The organism is Ensifer aridi (genome assembly GCF_002078505.1).
Taxonomy (GTDB): domain Bacteria; phylum Pseudomonadota; class Alphaproteobacteria; order Rhizobiales; family Rhizobiaceae; genus Sinorhizobium; species Sinorhizobium aridi.
The window spans coordinates 236,980-253,463 of sequence record NZ_LUAV01000007.1 but is presented as its reverse complement, the minus strand read 5'-3'; the positions used below and the strand labels follow the sequence as shown (position 1 = coordinate 253,463).

17 protein-coding genes, 1 tRNA gene and 2 pseudogenes are annotated in these 16,484 nt (G+C 60.6%); 11 read left to right on the top strand and 9 right to left on the bottom strand.

What is annotated here, in order from left to right:
- Positions 1-56 precede the first annotated feature (56 nt).
- Positions 57-2,038 (top strand): annotated as a pseudogene (locus AYK65_RS08145) (bifunctional 2',3'-cyclic-nucleotide 2'-phosphodiesterase/3'-nucleotidase).
- A gap of 122 nt (positions 2,039-2,160) precedes the next feature.
- Here the strand turns inward: AYK65_RS08145 and AYK65_RS08140 are convergent.
- Together AYK65_RS08140 and ilvA are read right to left on the bottom strand one after the other, a co-directional pair.
- Positions 2,161-2,481 carry an HlyU family transcriptional regulator gene (locus tag AYK65_RS08140; protein WP_046120964.1) on the bottom strand — a complete coding sequence of 107 codons (321 nt, stop codon included), beginning with the start codon at positions 2,479-2,481 and terminating at the stop codon, positions 2,161-2,163.
- Between the two features lie 67 nt (positions 2,482-2,548).
- The gene (gene ilvA / locus AYK65_RS08135; protein WP_026614139.1) at positions 2,549-3,796 is read right to left on the bottom strand and encodes a threonine ammonia-lyase; all 1,248 of its coding nucleotides are present in this window, start codon (positions 3,794-3,796) and stop codon (positions 2,549-2,551) included.
- Positions 3,797-3,952: 156 nt separating this feature from the next.
- Between ilvA and AYK65_RS08130 the strand changes: the two genes are divergently transcribed.
- Positions 3,953-5,407, top strand: a complete 1,455-nt coding sequence (locus AYK65_RS08130) for a TrkH family potassium uptake protein (protein WP_026614140.1) — start codon at positions 3,953-3,955, stop codon at positions 5,405-5,407.
- Positions 5,408-5,490: 83 nt separating this feature from the next.
- Complete coding sequence (locus AYK65_RS08125) at positions 5,491-6,081, top strand: hypothetical protein (protein WP_026614141.1); 591 nt, start codon at positions 5,491-5,493, stop codon at positions 6,079-6,081.
- 97 nt (positions 6,082-6,178) lie between these two features.
- On the opposite strand, the gene AYK65_RS08120 is transcribed toward AYK65_RS08125, so the two are convergent.
- Positions 6,179-6,263, bottom strand: a tRNA-Leu gene (locus AYK65_RS08120).
- 427 nt (positions 6,264-6,690) lie between these two features.
- Between AYK65_RS08120 and AYK65_RS08115 the strand changes: the two genes are divergently transcribed.
- Positions 6,691-6,936, top strand: coding sequence for a hypothetical protein (locus AYK65_RS08115; RefSeq protein WP_046120965.1), 246 nt, complete (start codon positions 6,691-6,693; stop codon positions 6,934-6,936).
- Positions 6,937-7,064: 128 nt separating this feature from the next.
- Positions 7,065-7,271 (top strand): hypothetical protein, encoded by a 207-nt coding sequence (locus AYK65_RS32900; RefSeq protein ID WP_081158159.1) that lies wholly within the window; start codon positions 7,065-7,067, stop codon positions 7,269-7,271.
- Positions 7,272-7,406: 135 nt separating this feature from the next.
- On the opposite strand, the pseudogene AYK65_RS08105 reads toward AYK65_RS32900, so the two are convergent.
- Positions 7,407-7,775, bottom strand: a pseudogene (locus AYK65_RS08105) (YciI family protein); the annotation flags it as partial.
- A gap of 382 nt (positions 7,776-8,157) precedes the next feature.
- Positions 8,158-8,418 carry a hypothetical protein gene (locus AYK65_RS08100; protein ID WP_046120966.1) on the bottom strand — a complete coding sequence of 87 codons (261 nt, stop codon included), beginning with the start codon at positions 8,416-8,418 and terminating at the stop codon, positions 8,158-8,160.
- 191 nt (positions 8,419-8,609) lie between these two features.
- On the opposite strand from AYK65_RS08100, the gene AYK65_RS33610 reads away from it, so the two are divergent.
- A complete protein-coding gene (locus AYK65_RS33610) occupies positions 8,610-8,864 on the top strand; it encodes a hypothetical protein (protein WP_077068087.1) in 255 nt (84 codons plus the stop codon).
- 85 nt (positions 8,865-8,949) lie between these two features.
- Here the strand turns inward: AYK65_RS33610 and AYK65_RS08090 are convergent, their stop codons facing one another.
- Complete coding sequence (locus AYK65_RS08090) at positions 8,950-9,168, bottom strand: hypothetical protein (RefSeq protein WP_026614145.1); 219 nt, start codon at positions 9,166-9,168, stop codon at positions 8,950-8,952.
- An 85-nt stretch (positions 9,169-9,253) separates the two neighbouring features.
- Positions 9,254-9,496: a DUF2188 domain-containing protein gene (locus tag AYK65_RS08085; protein WP_026614146.1), complete on the bottom strand. Its 243-nt coding sequence runs from the start codon at positions 9,494-9,496 to the stop codon at positions 9,254-9,256.
- A 253-nt stretch (positions 9,497-9,749) separates the two neighbouring features.
- Between AYK65_RS08085 and AYK65_RS08075 the strand changes: the two genes are divergently transcribed.
- Both AYK65_RS08075 and gpt read left to right on the top strand, forming a co-directional pair.
- Positions 9,750-10,505 carry a competence/damage-inducible protein A gene (locus AYK65_RS08075; protein WP_046120968.1) on the top strand — a complete coding sequence of 252 codons (756 nt, stop codon included), beginning with the start codon at positions 9,750-9,752 and terminating at the stop codon, positions 10,503-10,505.
- 233 nt (positions 10,506-10,738) lie between these two features.
- The gene (gpt, locus tag AYK65_RS08070) at positions 10,739-11,236 is read left to right on the top strand and encodes a xanthine phosphoribosyltransferase (protein ID WP_026614148.1); all 498 of its coding nucleotides are present in this window, start codon (positions 10,739-10,741) and stop codon (positions 11,234-11,236) included.
- Between the two features lie 139 nt (positions 11,237-11,375).
- Here gpt and AYK65_RS08065 read toward each other — a convergent pair whose 3' ends face one another.
- On the bottom strand, positions 11,376-12,851 hold the full coding sequence (locus AYK65_RS08065) for a bifunctional ADP-dependent NAD(P)H-hydrate dehydratase/NAD(P)H-hydrate epimerase (RefSeq protein WP_046120969.1): 1,476 nt from the start codon (positions 12,849-12,851) through the stop codon (positions 11,376-11,378).
- Between the two features lie 343 nt (positions 12,852-13,194).
- On the opposite strand from AYK65_RS08065, the gene AYK65_RS08060 reads away from it, so the two are divergent.
- From AYK65_RS08060 to hspQ, 3 genes are all read left to right on the top strand, one after another.
- On the top strand, positions 13,195-13,533 hold the full coding sequence (locus AYK65_RS08060) for a P-II family nitrogen regulator (RefSeq protein WP_003528058.1): 339 nt from the start codon (positions 13,195-13,197) through the stop codon (positions 13,531-13,533).
- A gap of 105 nt (positions 13,534-13,638) precedes the next feature.
- Positions 13,639-15,048, top strand: coding sequence for a type I glutamate--ammonia ligase (glnA, locus tag AYK65_RS08055; RefSeq protein ID WP_026614150.1), 1,410 nt, complete (start codon positions 13,639-13,641; stop codon positions 15,046-15,048).
- A 183-nt stretch (positions 15,049-15,231) separates the two neighbouring features.
- The gene (hspQ, locus tag AYK65_RS08050; protein WP_026614151.1) at positions 15,232-15,561 is read left to right on the top strand and encodes a heat shock protein HspQ; all 330 of its coding nucleotides are present in this window, start codon (positions 15,232-15,234) and stop codon (positions 15,559-15,561) included.
- A 137-nt stretch (positions 15,562-15,698) separates the two neighbouring features.
- Here the strand turns inward: hspQ and AYK65_RS08045 are convergent, their stop codons facing one another.
- Positions 15,699-16,478 carry an ABC transporter ATP-binding protein gene (locus AYK65_RS08045; RefSeq protein ID WP_026614152.1) on the bottom strand — a complete coding sequence of 260 codons (780 nt, stop codon included), beginning with the start codon at positions 16,476-16,478 and terminating at the stop codon, positions 15,699-15,701.
- Positions 16,479-16,484: the final 6 nt, after the last annotated feature.

Genomic DNA, 16,484 nt, shown 5'->3' with positions numbered 1-16,484 from the left:
AGCGGCTTCCAGCGTTTCCATGCATCTCAAAAAGGCGTTTGAACACGGAGAGCATTATGCAAAAGACGATCGTCCCGCATCCTATCTCGCGCCGCGCCTTGCTCGGTGGCCTGGCCGCCTCCTCGGCTCTCGTGGTCCTTCACCCCTTCTCCGCCCGCGCAAGCGCTGACCAGGCGCATCTGCGGATCATGGAAACGACCGATCTGCACGTCCACGTGTTCCCTTACGACTACTACGCAGACAAGCCGAACGACACGCTCGGTCTCGCTCGCACCGCCTCGATCATCGATGAGATCCGGGCTGAGGCGACGAACACGATCCTCGTCGACAATGGTGATTTCCTTCAAGGCAATCCGATGGGGGACTACATCGCCTACAAACGCGGCATGAAGGAAGGCGACATGCATCCGATCATCGCCGCGATGAACGTGCTCGGCTACGATTGCGGCACGCTCGGCAATCACGAATTCAATTACGGCCTGGACTTCATGTTCAATGTCCTCCACGGCGCGAATTTTCCGATCGTCTGCGCCAATCTGACCAAGGGCGGGCTTGCTGCCACTCCGCGCCAGGACGCGCTTTTCCTCAAGCCCTACGTCATCCTCGATCGAAAGGTCAGGGATGGCGCCGGCCAGGAGCATCCGATCCGCATCGGCCTGATCGGCTTCGTGCCGCCGCAGATCATGACCTGGGATGCCAAAAATCTCGAGGGCAAGGCCAATGCGCGCGACATCGTCAAGACCGCTGAAGCCTGGGTGCCGCAGATGCGCGAGGAAGGCGCCGATATCGTCATCGCCCTCTCCCACTCCGGCATCGGCAGCAGGCCTATGCCGAGAATCTCGAAAATGCATCGGTGCCGCTGGCGGCGATTGACGGCATCGACGCGATCGTCACCGGCCACAGCCACCTCGACTTTCCCGGACCCAAGTTCGACGGTTTTGCCGGCGTCGACAACGCCAAGGGGCTGATTTCCAGAAAGCCCGGCGTCATGGGCGGTTTCTGGGGCTCCCATCTCGGTCTGATCGATCTCATGCTCGAACGCGATGGCGGCGAATGGCGCGTGATCGGCTCCACCAGCGAGGCACGGCCGATCTTTCGGCGGGACGGGAAGAAGGTGATCGCCGAAGTCGGCGACAAGCCGGAGGTGCTTGCGGCTGCGCAGAAGGATCATGACGCGACACTCGCCTATGTTCGCACGCCCGTCGGCAGGACTTCGGCGCCACTCTACTCCTATTTCGCCCTCGTCGCCGACGACCCGTCCGTGCAGATCGTCAGCCAGGCACAGACCTGGTATATCCGCGACATGCTCAAGGACACCGAGCACAAGGATCTGCCGGTGCTTTCCGCGGCCGCTCCGTTCAAGGCCGGCGGGCGCGGCGGCGCGGATTACTATACCGACGTTCCGGCGGGCGACATCGCCATCAAGAACGTCGCCGATCTCTACCTCTATCCCAATACGGTGCAGGCGGTCGTGATCACCGGTGAGCAGGTGCTGAACTGGCTCGAAATGTCCGCCGGCATCTTCAACCGGATCGCTCCGGGATCGATCGACGCGAGCCTGATCAACGGTGATTTCCCGTCCTACAATTTCGACGTCATCGATGGTGTCACCTATCAGATCGACCTCTCGCAGCCGCCGAAGTTCGACAAGGACGGCAATCTTGTGAACCCGCAGGCAAACCGCATTCGCGACCTGCAATTCGCCGGCAAGGCGATTGATCCTGGTCAGAAGTTCGTCGTCGCGACCAACAATTACCGCGCCGGCGGTGGCGGCCATTTTCCGGAGATCGCTGCCGACAAGGTGGTCTTCGTCGCGCCAGACACCAACCGCGACGTGATCGTCCGCTACATTCTCGACCAGGGGACGATCAACCCGTCAGCCGATTCGAACTGGAAATTTGCACCGCTTAAGGACACGAGCGTGCTCTTCGACAGCAGCCCGAAGGCGCGGGAGTTCCTGTCGCAGGTCAAGGCGGTGGCTATCGAAGATGCCGGCGACGGCGCCGATGGCTTCGCGCGGTTTCGCATCAAGCTTTGAGAGGCCGCGGCCCGGCGCCATTTCTGATAGCGCCCGGCCGGCCGCGAGAGCTGTCAAAGCTAATGGAGCGCATGAACAAACGGCGTCAACCTACCGGACGCAAACGATTATCGCCGATCGCGTCAGACCGAGCGGGACTGCGCGTCGTCGGAAAAGAGCATCGAGCGCTGCTCGTCGATGATCTGTCGCCCCTTGCGCAGCGCCGAATCGATGGCGTCCTGCTCCGAGGTGAAGAGGTCGGCCCGAATGAAATTGCGCACCTTGGTCGCGCCGTCGGGCATGGCCTTTTCGATGCTGCCCGCGAGCCGGTATTGCGCGCCCTCGCGCATCGGCGTGGCACGGATCAGGCAGTCCGCATAGGTCTCCGTCTTTCCCGCCGCAGGCTGTACCTGCTTCTCAGAGCCGCCGGAAAAGCCGAATAGTTTCGAGAAGAACGATGCCATGCTTCACAGTTAGCTGTGCCCGCCGAGGCTGTCAAAGCCAAAGTTCATCGCTGAAAACGATGCCGGATCAGATGACGAGGTTGGCGAGGATCTCGTTGTCGGTAATGTCCTGATAGCGCAGCCCTGCCGCGTCGAAACGCTGCTTCAGGTCCGGAAAATTCTCCGCATGCTTGGTCTCGATGCCGATGAGGACGGAACCGAAATTGCGGGCGGACTTCTTCAGATATTCGAAGCGTGCGATGTCGTCTTCTTCGCCCAGCAGATTGAGGAAATCGCGAAGGGCGCCGGGGCGCTGCGCCATGCGCAGAATGAAGTATTTCTTCAATCCGGCGTGGCGCATGGCCCGCTCCTTCACATCCGGCAGGCGCTCGAAATCGAAATTGCCTCCGGAAACGACGGCGACCACGGTCCTGCCTTCGAGCTTGTCGCGACCAAGCGCCTCAAGCGCCGCGAGAGACAACGCGCCGGCCGGCTCCAGAACGACGCCTTCGACGTTCAGCATCTCGGTGATCGTCAGGCAGATCGCGTTCTCGGGCAGCAGCATCACCTGCTCCGGCGAGAATGCCTCGAGTGCCGCGAAGTTGAGATCGCCAATGCGCGCCACCGCCGCGCCGTCGACGAAGTTATCCACTTGATCGAGCGTGACGACGCTGCCGCTTTCAAGGCTCCGCCGCAGACTTGGAGCACCCGCCGGTTCGCAGAAGATGAAGCGATCGGCCGAAAGGCTGCCATCGAAATACCCGGTGACGCCGGCCGCTAGCCCGCCGCCGCCGACGGGCAGCACCACGAGATCGGGCAGCACGCCGTCCGCCAACTGCTCGGCAATCTCCGCCGCAACCGTCGCTTGGCCCTCGATGATATCAGCATGATCGAAGGGCGGCACCATGACGCCGCCGATCGCTTCGACATGGTCGCGCGCCGCCTGATAGCACTGGTCGAAGATATCCCCGACGAGACGGATCGTGATGAATTCGCCGCCGAAAATGCGCGTCTTGTCGATCTTCTGCTGGGGCGTCGTCACCGGCATAAACACGACGCCCGGCACACCAAAATGCCGGCAGACGAAGGCAAAACCCTGCGCGTGATTGCCCGCGGAGGCGCATACGAACGTCTTGCCTGCCGCCCCGGAGCCCAGCGCCTTCCGGAAGAAATTGAAGGCGCCGCGGATCTTGTAGGATCGAACCGGCGAGAGATCCTCGCGTTTCAGAAAGATCGTGGCGCCGTAGCGGGCGCTCAGGTGCTCGTTGAGCTGCAGCGGCGTTGCCGGAAAGATCTCGCGCATTGCCGCCGCCGCGTTTTCAACATCCTGCTTCATAACGTGACATCATTCGTTGAGTTTGCCGATGGCGGTGGCTATGGCACATTGTTGCGCCCGAGACCATTGATTTGACACGAATCAAGGATGCGCGGCAGTATCGCGCCCGTCTGGACGATGGCCGACCCATCGATAATCGCTTCCGGGAAATCACGCTTGAATGCAAATCTGATCCGGCACGCTGTCCATATCGCGGCGATCCTGGGACTCTACCTCTCCGCTGCGATGTTTCTTCCGGCGCTGATCGATCTCTATTACGGCCATCCGGACTGGCAGGTCTTTGCGGTTACGGCTTTCATCGTCGGCGGCTTTTCGGCTGCAACCTTCATGGCGACCCGCTCTGGTCCGCCGCCGTTCTCGAAGAAATTCGGCTTCCTGCTGGTCAACGTGCTGTGGCTCGCCTTTTCCGTCATCGGCGCGATCCCGCTCTGGCTTTCCTCGATGAAGCTCGATTTCGCCCAGGCGTTCTTCGAGTCCGTATCGGCGGTCACGACCACCGGCTCGACGGTGATCGTGGGCCTCGACGATGCGCCGCCAGGTCTCCTGCTCTGGCGCTCGCTGCTTTGCTGGCTCGGCGGCATAGGCGTCGTCGTCCTCGGTCTTTTCATCATCCCCTACCTGCGCGTCGGAGGAATGTCCTTCTTCAAGATGGAATCCTCCGACACGAGCGACAAACCATTTGCCCGCCTCGCAACCTTCAGCCGCGCCTTCCTAGCCGTCTACGTGACGATCACCCTCCTCTGCGCAATCGGCTACGGCATGACCGGAATGAACCGCTTCGACGCGATCAACCACGCGATGACGACTGTCGCGACCGGCGGTTTCTCGACCCACGATGCATCCTTCGCCTATTTCGGTAGCCTCCCGCTCTTGTGGGTGAGCACGTTCTTCATGACGCTGTGCAGCCTCCCGTTTTCGATCCTTATCGTGTTCGTCGCGCGCGGCCGGCTTGACGCGTTGCGCGACCCGCAGATCGTCGTCTTCCTTGGCTATCTTGTCGTATTTTCCCTGGCCGTCGCGATCTACCACCGGCTTGCAAACGGCGTCGATTTTCACCTCGCGCTGACATATTCCTTCTTCAATGTCACTTCGATCCTTTCAACCACCGGTTATACCAGCGAAGACTACAGTCTGTGGGGGCCCTTCGTCGTCATGGCGGCGTTCATCGCCACCTTCATGGGCGGATGCTCCGGCTCGACCGCGGGCGGTATCAAGGCCTATCGGTTCATCGTCCTTTTCAACGCGATACGATCAGGCCTCAACAAGCTCGTATATCCTAATGCCATCTATGCGGTTCGATATGGCCGCAACACCGTCGATGCCGATGCGCAACGCGCCATCTTCCTGTTCTTCATTACCTATATCCTCCTGTGGGTTTTCGGCAGCTTGGCGATGGCGGCTTTTGGCTACGATCTCGTCACGTCCGTCTCAGCCGTGATCACCTGCCTCTCCAATGTCGGCCCGGGCCTTGGCAGCATCATCGGCCCCATCGGAAATTTCTCAACGCTTGCGGATCCCGAGCTCTATCTGCTGTCGCTCATGATGCTGCTCGGTCGCCTCGAGGTGCTGACTGTCCTCGTTATTCTGACCCCAATCTTCTGGAAGCAGTAACGGCCGCTGCCGGCGCAGCCTTATCTTGACTCCCCATGCCAAATGCCGAAAGTCTCTGAGCGTTCGGGCATTGGGGAAACGTTATGCCGAAACAGCGACTCCTGCTTCTGGCGCTCACCGCTGCGACTTTCGCTTCGACCCACTTTGCCGTACAGGCCGGACCGCTGGCGGATGCCGCGGCCAGGGCGGAAAAGCAGGCGAGCTCCGGCGACGCGGCCGGCGCGCGGGAAACGCTGCGGCAGGCGATGAGCGACTTCTCGCAAACGCTGCCCTTCGCGATCGGCAAGGCTGTCTTCGTCATCGGTGATCCGGCTGGCTACGCCATGTACGAGCCGAAGCCCGAGCCGGTCTTCAAGACCGGAGAGGCGCTGGTGTCCTATGTCGAGCCTGTAGGGCTGACCTGGAAAGAGGCAAACGACAAGGGCAAGCTCGAGACGCGGTTCACGGTCGATTTCGACATCCTCAATCCGAAGGGAGAGATTCTTGCCGGCCAGAAGGCATTCGGCGATTTCACCTTCAAGGGCTACCTGCGCAATCAGGAAATTTACGCGACCCTGACGGTCGATGTCACCGGCGCCCCTGCCGGCGACTATATTCTGCGCTTCCGTTTCAACGACATAAACAGCGGCAAGAGCGCAAGCGTCGACCAGCCATTCAAAATCGCCGCACCTTGAGAGCTGCCGACAATCACCGGCACTCGATCGGACAGCACGCTCCGCCAACCCCTCTCGCCTATGACCGCGAACCGGTAGAGCGGTATGCTCGCAGGCTTGGTGCGGACGACGGGGATCGAACCCGTAAGCCTTTCGGCGAGGGATTTTAAGTCCCTTGCGTCTACCAGTTTCGCCACGTCCGCCCGGCGTTTTGATCAATTACTTAGCCGATTCAGTCAAGGAAATGTTTTGCAGCTCCTCCCTCGTCTCTTGCAAAATGTGTCGCCAAGACGTTCCAGCGAACGCCTCCTTGCCGCATTGATGCCGCTATTGATCTCGGACCATGGCATCTTTCGCGCCCTCCCCCTGATAACCTTTGAAGGATGCTGCCCTCATTCGGCTAAGCCATGTCGAGCCAGGCGACGAGCGCCGGTTGGGTGAGACCGCTTCTTCCGCCCGATATTTCCGGCCCGCGTCTTCGTCACGAATCTATCGCGCCATTGAGTCCGACAAAGCCCTCATCGCTCCGGTCGGTTCCGGAGGGGCCGCGTCAGGCGAGCCCTTGTTCCTCGGCTCTCGCGTGGAACTGTCAGGTACTTTCCGGAGTTTCAGCTCCAGATAGGAGGAACGATGTCGAAGATCGTTGCACCAACTGTCCACGACGACCATCCTGAGCGCCAGCTTGAATGTCAGCGTGCGATTGACTGCGAATTTCAAGCGCTGACCGGTATCGCCGAACGCGCGGGCTGGTCGTGGCAGGAAATCGCGCTCGCGTTGATGGATCTGACTGAAGAATATGTGATGGAAATGCGTTTAAACGCACAGCCGGAAAGAGGCGCCACGCTCGCCCGCCCCGACCCGAGAATGCTGCATTGAGTCTCAGTGAAATTCGAACATAATAAGAACATCCACCTACGAAGTGGCGGCCATTTAAAGGGTTTTCAGTGCGTGCACCCGCGGTTTCACCCGTGACCGCGTGGACCGGCGACGGTAGGGAGCGCATGATGAGCGACGAAAGAGGCGCAGTGCCCCGTAAAGACCCAAGCCTTTACGTCCATTACTGCGAGCATCCCGGCTGCAAGAAGTGGGGCGCCTTCGGCTTCGATAGCGGCGGGGCCGAGCCGAACTGGTTTTGTTTCGAGCATCGGCCCGAATGGAGAACGGGCAGTCCGTCCGGGCTGCCGTCACGGAACAATATTAGCATTACATGATTTACTATGTGTCGCTCTCCCCGAGCGGCATGCAGGTCCCCCCAACCTGTGGCAGGCGGTGCCCGTGCTTCCCCCGCACGGGCGCTGCAATTTTTGCGAATATAGTGTGTGAAAGCTCGCTATTTCTCGTCCGAGGGCCTCCAGCGGCGCGCCGGGGAGATAGAGCACGATCGGCCGGATTTCATAGACCGCGCTCGGATTGGCGCGCCGCAGGTCGCGCGCTATCGCTGTTGCTGCCTCGATCGTTGGGCAATCCACAACGTAGAAACCGAGCAACTGCTCCTTGGTCTCGGTAAACGGACCGTCGATGACCATGCCTGCACCATCGCCGCGCAAGGTCACGGCACCCTGCGTCGAGCCAAGCCGCGCGGCCGGCCCCAAACGCTTCTCCCGGACAAGACGGTCATTGATTTGGAGCAGCTCAGTCATCAGAGCGGCATCCTCCTCCTTGGTCCAGGATTCGACCACTTCTTCCTCGTGATAGGCCAAGATCGCGTAGAACATGAATCACCCCTCCTCGTCGGGTCCGGCCAATTAGAAGGGGCTCCAATGTCGCGGCAAGCCCTGCGCGTCGTTCCGGCCAAGCGAAATTGCGCTGGCCTGCCGTTTCAGCCGAAGGGGATGCCGGTGTCGGCCGTTTCCGACCCGGTGAAGCAAACGCCTCTCGAGCCTCAAGCAGAGCCCACCACAACATCGGGCGGGCCCTGCTCTAAATTGGCTCTGAAACAATTAGGTTCTTGTGGGTGTGTTACCGCGGCTCCCAAAAAACTAGGGTGTCATCATGTTAGATGTATAGGACCTTAGTCCGACGCGGCACGGCCAAAAGTCCTAACGTCGCCGAGCGGTTCGTCCAAGCGCTTCGGGGTGGAGCTATGAAGCGAGAGGGTCAGGCCTCATCGTCGGTCACCTTTGGCGGAACACGACCGGTGTGATGAACCGGGTCATCCTCAGGGGCTCCCTCCGTCGGCTTCTCTCTGCGCTCGGACATGCCGCTCCTCGCTGGCGGCTGGTCGGCGTCCTCGGTGCCGGACTCCGCTGCCTGATCCGGAAGGGGTTGGGGATCCATATCCATTTCCCTGGGCTCCGGCTTCCACGTCGGCGATGGCATCGGCTGGTCGGTAAGATCGTCGTATTTGGGGTTGCTCATATTCGCGATCCTTTCCTGTTCTCAGTCGTTCAACCCCGGACATTTCCGAAGGTTCCCATGTGCCTGCGCACGGAGAGGATCTTAAAATTTCATGCAACCCCTGATTCGGCAGGGGTTCAATCGTCGCGCATTGCTGGCAAGGTAAGCCGCCTCAAAAAAATGTCCTCGCTTCAATACTGGGGGATACCGGCGTGCGCCCACTGCAAGCATCCAGCACCGTGCCTCTGCTTCCGGAAGACCTCGACGCGCTTCAGCGCGTATTCGACCGGCTGTGCCGCGAGTACCGATGGCCTCGCGAGAGCGCCCAGGCACAGCGATATGGCAGGATGCTGATCGAGGAATATCAGGCGGGTACGCGTGATGAACGGCTGCTCCTGCGGGCAGGTCACTCTTTGATAAGCCGTTCCCACGCGCAGAGAAGAGCGCTAGCAAGGGCCGCCGATTGATGCAGATCATCTGGCCGCAGTGCACACGCACCTGAGCGGAGACCGATCAGGTAAATCGCACAGCCGCCGCTCCTAAAAGCTCGCCTCAATGATAGTAAAAACAATCGCAGTCGGCCTTATTAGCGTCTTCGCCTCGCCAGACCCTAACTGCGAGTTTTGACGACTTACCCTTGTCGTCAAGCCGCAGCCCGAGCAGGGATACTGCCGCGGCCTTGGGATTGGGCGCATCGACTTCGATTACCGATCCCACCTGATGCACACCTTCCCGAGGGGTCCAGGTGAAGATCTGAACGCTGTAATGCATGGAAATCCTCCGTCGCGTTAGTCGCCGCGTACGTGGACGGCAAGGGCGAACCCTGCCCGTAGGCACTGCCCTTCAACACACTTCTTTAGCCATCCTCGACGGTTGCTTCAGGTCGATCTCCCCCATCGGCGTGTTCAAAATGCCAGACTCCCCTTTCATCCTGGAAGCTGATTTCCTCATCGTCGCCGCCGACCTGCTGTTCGGCCGCTGCAGCCTTTGCGGCAGCCAGCGCCATCTCGCGACTGGGAAAGGGCTCTGAGTACACGTCGGCGGCCTTGTAGGCCCAGCCTCCGTCGTGTGGAACGATCGAATAAGTGATCCGCACCATTCTTCACTCCCATGGATTTCAGGGACATGTCCTGCCCCACCCGGGCTGTCGCCGAACAGCCCCTTCTGCTCCTTCTTGCCTGTGGCATTTGCATGCCGGACGGCGCGATGTTACCACAAAAAGGCGGCGATGGGACAGTTTTGAACACCCTCGCCGATGCGGTGAGTTCGCCGCCGGAACAGGGCGGCCGACACCTGTTCAGCCATTCGCCACCGGACCGTGCAGAGCGGTTCGAGCCACGCCCGGAGTACCAATGACCAGCGCCACGATCGTCACCGCCGCCATGCTCGCCATCGGCGACGAGCTCCTTTCCGGCCGCACCAAGGACAAGAACATCGGCCATCTTGCGGACATGTTGACCATGGTCGGCATTGATCTGCGCGAGGTGCGCATCGTAGCCGACGAGGAACAGGCAATCGTGGAAGCGGTCAATGCGCTCCGTAGCCGCTACGACCACGTCTTCACCTCCGGCGGCATCGGTCCGACGCATGACGATATCACCGCCGACGCTATCTCGAAGGCTTTCGGTGTCGAGTGCATCCATGATCCGAACGCGATGGAACTGCTTGGCGCCATGTATGCGCGCCGTGGCATGGAGTTTACCGATGCCCGCAAGCGGATGGCGCGGATGCCGATCGGCGCCAGGCATATTCCGAATCCCGTATCGACGGCGCCCGGCTTTGCGATCGACAACGTCTATGTCATGGCCGGTGTGCCGCAAGTGTTTCAGGCGATGCTCGACAGCCTGCTGCCAAGCCTTACGACCGGCACGCCCGTTCTCTCCCGCACAGTTCGCTCTCCCCATGGCGAGGGCGACATCGGTGCGCCTTTGGCGGAAGTCCAGAAGAATCATCCCGACACGAGCATCGGGTCGTATCCGAAATTCGACGGCAGGAGCTTCTCGACGGACATTGTCATCCGGGCACGCGACGCTGGCGTACTTGCTGCCGCCGAGGCCGACGTGGCGGCGATGATCGAGGCGATCTCCCGGTCGCGGCAGAACACTTAGGACCCCACGCCACACTTCCGTTCCAGGCGTAGCTGGAATGTATCGCTCGCAGTTCGGCTGCGGGTCGAGAAAACCACGGGAGGACGGCCTCGCGCCCAGTGCGAGCGACCCCTTGCACTCTTGGCTTCCTTGCCGCTATTGCATGGTGCAAATCATGGAAGCGCCGCGCCTGACACGTCGACCCGCGGCGGCGTTTCCGCATCGACGTTGAATGAGAAGCCGGAGCCCCGCATATGTCCCTTCCCGAGAAAGCCTTTCCCGTCTCCTGGGATCAGTTTCACCGCGACGCGCGTGCGCTCGCCTGGCGGCTGGCGGACAATGGGCAGGAATGGCGCGCAATGGTTTGCATCACGCGCGGCGGCCTCGTGCCGGCTGCCATCATCTCCCGGGAACTCAATATCCGGATGATCGAAACCGTCTGCATTGCGTCCTATCATGACTACGACACGCAGGGTCAGATGAGGGTGCTAAAGGGCATCTCGCCGGAGATCGCCAAGGACGGGGGCGAAGGCGTGCTGATCGTCGACGACTTGACCGACACCGGCAAGACCGCCGCGGAAGTCCGCGCCATGCTGCCCAAGGCACATTTCGCCGCCGTCTACGCAAAGCCCAAGGGCCGCCCGCTTGTCGACACCTTCGTCACCGAGGTCAGCCAGGACACCTGGATCTATTTCCCCTGGGACATGGGCTTTACCTATCAGGAGCCGATCGCCAAGGGTACGCGCGGCTAGAGCAATTCCAGGAAAAGTGTGTAACCGTTTTCCATCCGGAATTACGCCCTTTCAAATAGTTAGATCATTGCTCCGTTTCGATGAAACAATGAAATGATCTCAGCGCGGCGCGCCTTTTCGGGGCACGCGCCGCTGCCGGTCACGCAAGCGGCGGTATGTTCTCGACGAGGGTCTCGGCCGTGGCAGTGCGGCCAGCGCGAATGGCCGTCTCGCCGTGGCGCCAGACGGCGGCCGCCGCCGCCTCGAAGGCAGGCATTCCCTGCGCCAGATGCGCGCCGATGATGCCGGCAAGCACGTCGCCCGATCCCGCGGTCGCAAGCCAGGGCGGCGCATTGGCGTTAACGACGGCGCGGCCGGAGGGGGCGGCAATCACCGTATCCGGTCCCTTGTAGACGATCACGGCATGGCTCAGTTTCGCGGCGGCCTGCGCCTTTTCGATCTTGGACAGCGCGCCATCCGCGGCGATTTCCGAAAAGAGCCGGGCAAATTCCCCCTCGTGCGGCGTCAGCACTACCTCGCCGCCGCTCGCCGCTATCACCTCAAAGAGTTCCTTCCTTCCTTGCTGGAACGAAGTCATTCCATCGGCGTCGAGAACCAATGCCCGGTCGCACAGCATCAAGGTGAAGTCCCGCGCCTTCTTACCAACGCCGAAACCGGGCCCGAGCACGAAGGCATTCAGCCGCTTGTCCTTGAGCCAATCGGCGAGATCGGCGGCATTCCTGATCTCCTTGAGCATCACGGCCGTCAAGTGCGAGGCGTTGACCCCGAGCGCATCCGCCGGAGAGGCGAGCGTTACCAAGCCCGCACCGGCACGAAGGCCCGCCGCCGCCGAAAGGCGTGTAGCGCCAGTCGACATCTGTCCGCCGGAAAGGACGGCGAGATGGCCCCGCTTGTATTTGTGAGTCCCCGGATCGAGGCACGCAGCGTGATGTTTCCAAATCGCGGGCGTGTTGACGCGCAAATCACCGGATCGCGCCGTAACGAGCCGCGCCGGAATACCGATTTCGAACACTTCCAACGTACCGGTACGGGCGCGACCCGGCATGAGCAGATGGCCGGGTTTGGCTGCCATGAACGTCACCGTGTGGGCGGCGATGAAGCTTGCGCCCCTCACTTCTCCGCTATGCCCGTCAATTCCCGAAGGCAGGTCGACCGCAAGGACCGGCAGGCCGCTTTCATTCACGCGCTCGACGATTGTGCGGGCCTCATCCGGCAAATCACGCGAGAGGCCTGCCCCAAAGAGCGCGTCAACGACGACATCCCCCGACTGCGGCTCATAGGCCGCGATAGCACCTGTCTCGAGCGTGCAGGCGTTACGGGCGCGCGCCGCATCGCCCTTCAACATCGCCGGGTCGCCGAGCGCGAAGACGACGACATTGGCGCCGCATCGCGCCAGAGCGGCCGCGGCCACATAGCCATCGCCGCCGTTGTTGCCGGGCCCGCAAAGCACGGCAAAACGACGCGCCGCCGGAAAGAGCCGCAAGGCGGCAGCCGAGACGGCCATCCCTGCCGAGCGCATGAGCGAAAATCCATCGATGCCCGAACGCGCAGCGTCCTGGTCGATGGCTGCCATCTCGGCCGGGGTTACGAGAATGTCTTGGAGAGCGTCACTCATGGAGCCGATCTAAGCGCGGTCGGGACCGCAAGACAAGGGCGAGCGACAGATAAGCAAAGTGCACAACAATTATGCACTTGCACGTAAATGTTGCTCAAATAACACGCACTTAGCACGAATCGTGGCGCATTGCGGCTAGATCATTCACTTAAGAGGATGAGGCTTGTTAAAAAATAGGCAGAATGCGGCCGCGAGCGAGGCGGGCCCGGATACCCCATCGCTTCGTGCCGCGAAATTTCGCAATCAGCGCGTCATTCCCCTATAAAATTGGCACGCTACATGCATATTGGAGGGCGAGCGGGCGCGACCTGCTTTAAAGGGAGAAGCGGAGAGACATTTTCTCATGAAAAAGATCGAAGCGATCATAAAACCCTTCAAGCTCGACGAAGTGAAGGAAGCTCTTCAAGAGGTCGGCCTGCAGGGGATAACCGTCACGGAAGCGAAGGGCTTCGGGCGGCAGAAGGGACACACCGAGCTCTACAGGGGCGCCGAGTACGTCGTCGACTTCCTGCCGAAGGTGAAGGTCGAGGTGGTGCTGGCGGATGAAAATGCGGAGGCTGTGATCGAAGCCATCCGCAATGCAGCGCAAACCGGCCGCATTGGTGATGGGAAGATTTTCGTATCCAATGTGGAAGAAGTCATTCGAATCCGCACCGGCGAAACGGGCCTCGACGCCATCTGATCGCGTCGTCCGATAACGTCACCGTCTGATACCGTCACCTCATCCTGGGGCCGCCCGGCCCCGAATTTTTCCAATCCTCGTCATCTCAACAGGGAATTGCAACAAATGACGACTGCGAGTGAAGTTTTGAAGCAAATCAAGGATAACGACGTCAAGTTCGTCGACCTGCGCTTTACCGATCCGAAGGGCAAGCTGCAGCACGTGACGATGGATATCGCTGTCGTCGATGAAGACATGTTCGCCGACGGCGTCATGTTCGACGGTTCCTCGATTGCCGGTTGGAAGGCTATCAACGAGTCCGACATGGTACTGATGCCTGATCCGGAAACGGCGCATATGGACCCGTTCTTCGCTCAGTCCACCATGGTCATTTTCTGCGACATTCTCGATCCCGTCTCGGGCGAATCCTATAATCGCGACCCGCGCGGTACGGCCAAGAAGGCCGAAGCCTATCTCAAGGCCTCAGGCATCGGCGACACCATCTTCGTCGGTCCGGAAGCAGAATTCTTCGTCTTCGACGACGTCAAATACAAGGCCGACCCGTACAACACCGGCTTCAAGCTCGACTGCTCCGAACTGCCCTCCAATGACGACACCGACTACGAGACGGGCAACCTCGGCCATCGCCCGCGCGTCAAGGGCGGCTACTTCCCGGTCCCGCCGGTCGACAGCAGCCAGGACATGCGCTCCGAGATGCTGACCGTTCTTACCGAAATGGGCGTCACGGTGGAAAAGCATCACCACGAAGTGGCCGCGGCTCAGCATGAACTCGGCGTCAAGTTCGACGCGCTGGTGCGCAACGCCGACAAGATGCAGATTTACAAATACGTGGTGCACCAGGTCGCCAATGCCTATGGCAAGACCGCGACCTTCATGCCGAAGCCGGTCTTCGGCGATAATGGCTCCGGCATGCACGTGCATCTGTCAATCTGGAAGGACGGCAGGCCGACGTTTGCCGGCGACGAATATGCCGGCCTTTCCGAGACCTGCCTCTATTTCATCGGCGGCATCATCAAGCATGCCAAGGCGCTGAACGCCTTCACCAATCCGTCGACGAACTCCTATAAGCGTCTCGTCCCGGGCTACGAAGCGCCGGTTCTGCTTGCCTACTCCGCCCGCAACCGCTCGGCCTCCTGCCGCATTCCGTTCGGCAGCAACCCGAAGGCAAAGCGCGTCGAAGTCCGCTTCCCGGACCCGAGCGCGAACCCCTACCTCGCCTTCGCCGCTATGCTGATGGCCGGTCTCGACGGCATCAAGAACAAGCTTCATCCCGGCAAAGCCATGGACAAGGACCTCTATGATCTGCCGCCGAAGGAGCTGAAGAAGATCCCGACAGTCTGCGGCAGCCTGCGCGAAGCCCTCGAGAGCCTGGACAAGGATCGCAAGTTCCTGACCGCCGGCGGCGTCTTCGATGACGACCAGATCGACTCCTTCATCGAACTGAAGATGCAGGAGGTCATGCGCTTCGAAATGACCCCGCACCCGGTCGAGTTCGACATGTACTATTCCGTCTGATGACGGCTCGGACCGGGCACCCCATTGGCCAGGTCCGTTCGAAATGAACGAGGCGGCGGGGTTCATTCGAATCCCGCCTTTTTAGTTCGACGCCGGAACGAACGGTTCGCCGGCGGGTTGGCCTACCTATTGATGTTCCACATGCGACAACCCAGATAATCATCTGAAAGGATGTGTTGCGTCATGAAACAAAGAAACGCGAAATTTGAGATCGGACAGGTGGTTCGCCATCGGATATTCCCGTTTCGCGGCGTCATCTTCGACGTCGACCCGGAATATGCCAATACGGAAGAATGGTGGAACGCGATCCCGCAGGAGATCCGGCCCGCCAAGGACCAGCCCTTCTATCACCTGTTCGCGGAGAATGATGAAACCGAATACGTCGCCTATGTCTCGGAACAGAATCTCGTTTCCGATGATAGCGACAGGCCGATCCGCCACACGCAGGTAGATGAGCTGTTCGAAAAGGCCGACGCCGGGCACTACAAGCCTAAGGCCATATATCGGCACTAGGTCGCTAGGACTTTGGGTCGGACCGACCCATCACCATTCACTACCTCCCAAGCGAGCGGGATGCAGAGGCAACCCGCTCACTCTTTCCCACTCACTCCCCGTTGTGTGTTTGCTGGAGCGGACGGCGCACCTGTCGTCTACCGCTGAACCCGTATCTGCAGATAGGGTGCGTCTGCGGCATCGGATCGAATGAACTTGCCTTTGACGTTGAAGGTCGTCTCGAGAAGACCTGTGGTGCTGAGTGCGGCCGGCGAGCCTTCGAACACGAGTCTGCCTGCGGAAAGAAGCGCGATCCTGTCCGCGATCGCCATGGCGTGATTGAGATCGTGGATCGCAATGACCACGGTCACGCCGCGCTCGCGGCTAAGCCGGGAAATCAGCTCGAGTATTTCCACCTGGTGACCGATATCGAGAAACGAGGTCGGTTCGTCGAGAATCAATATGCCGCTTTCCTGGGCGAGCGCCGCGGCGATCCACGCGCGCTGGCGTTCGCCGCCGGACAGTTCCTTCAATCCGCGATCGGCAAGTTCCTCGAGGCCGGTGCTTTCGAGCGCCCACTGAACGGCCATGCGATCTTCACTGCGAAAGCCCTGAAACGGTCCGAGGTGAGCGAAGCGTCCCTGCCGAACCAATTGCTCCACGCTCATGTCGTCCGGTGCGTAAGGCGCCTGGGGCAGGAAAGAGAGCCTTTTGGCGAGGTTCCTCCTCTTCCACTGCCTCATCTCCCGTCCGTCAAGAACGACCTCGCCTACCTCCGGGCGCGTCAGCCCGGCAAGCGCATGCAGAGCCGTACTCTTGCCCGAACCATTCGGACCGATAAGTGCCACTATCTCCGCGGGGGAAAAGCCAAGCGAGAAGCCGTCGAGCGCGCAGTGCGCACCGTATCTTATGCTGACGTTTGTTGCTTTCAGGATCATGGGCAT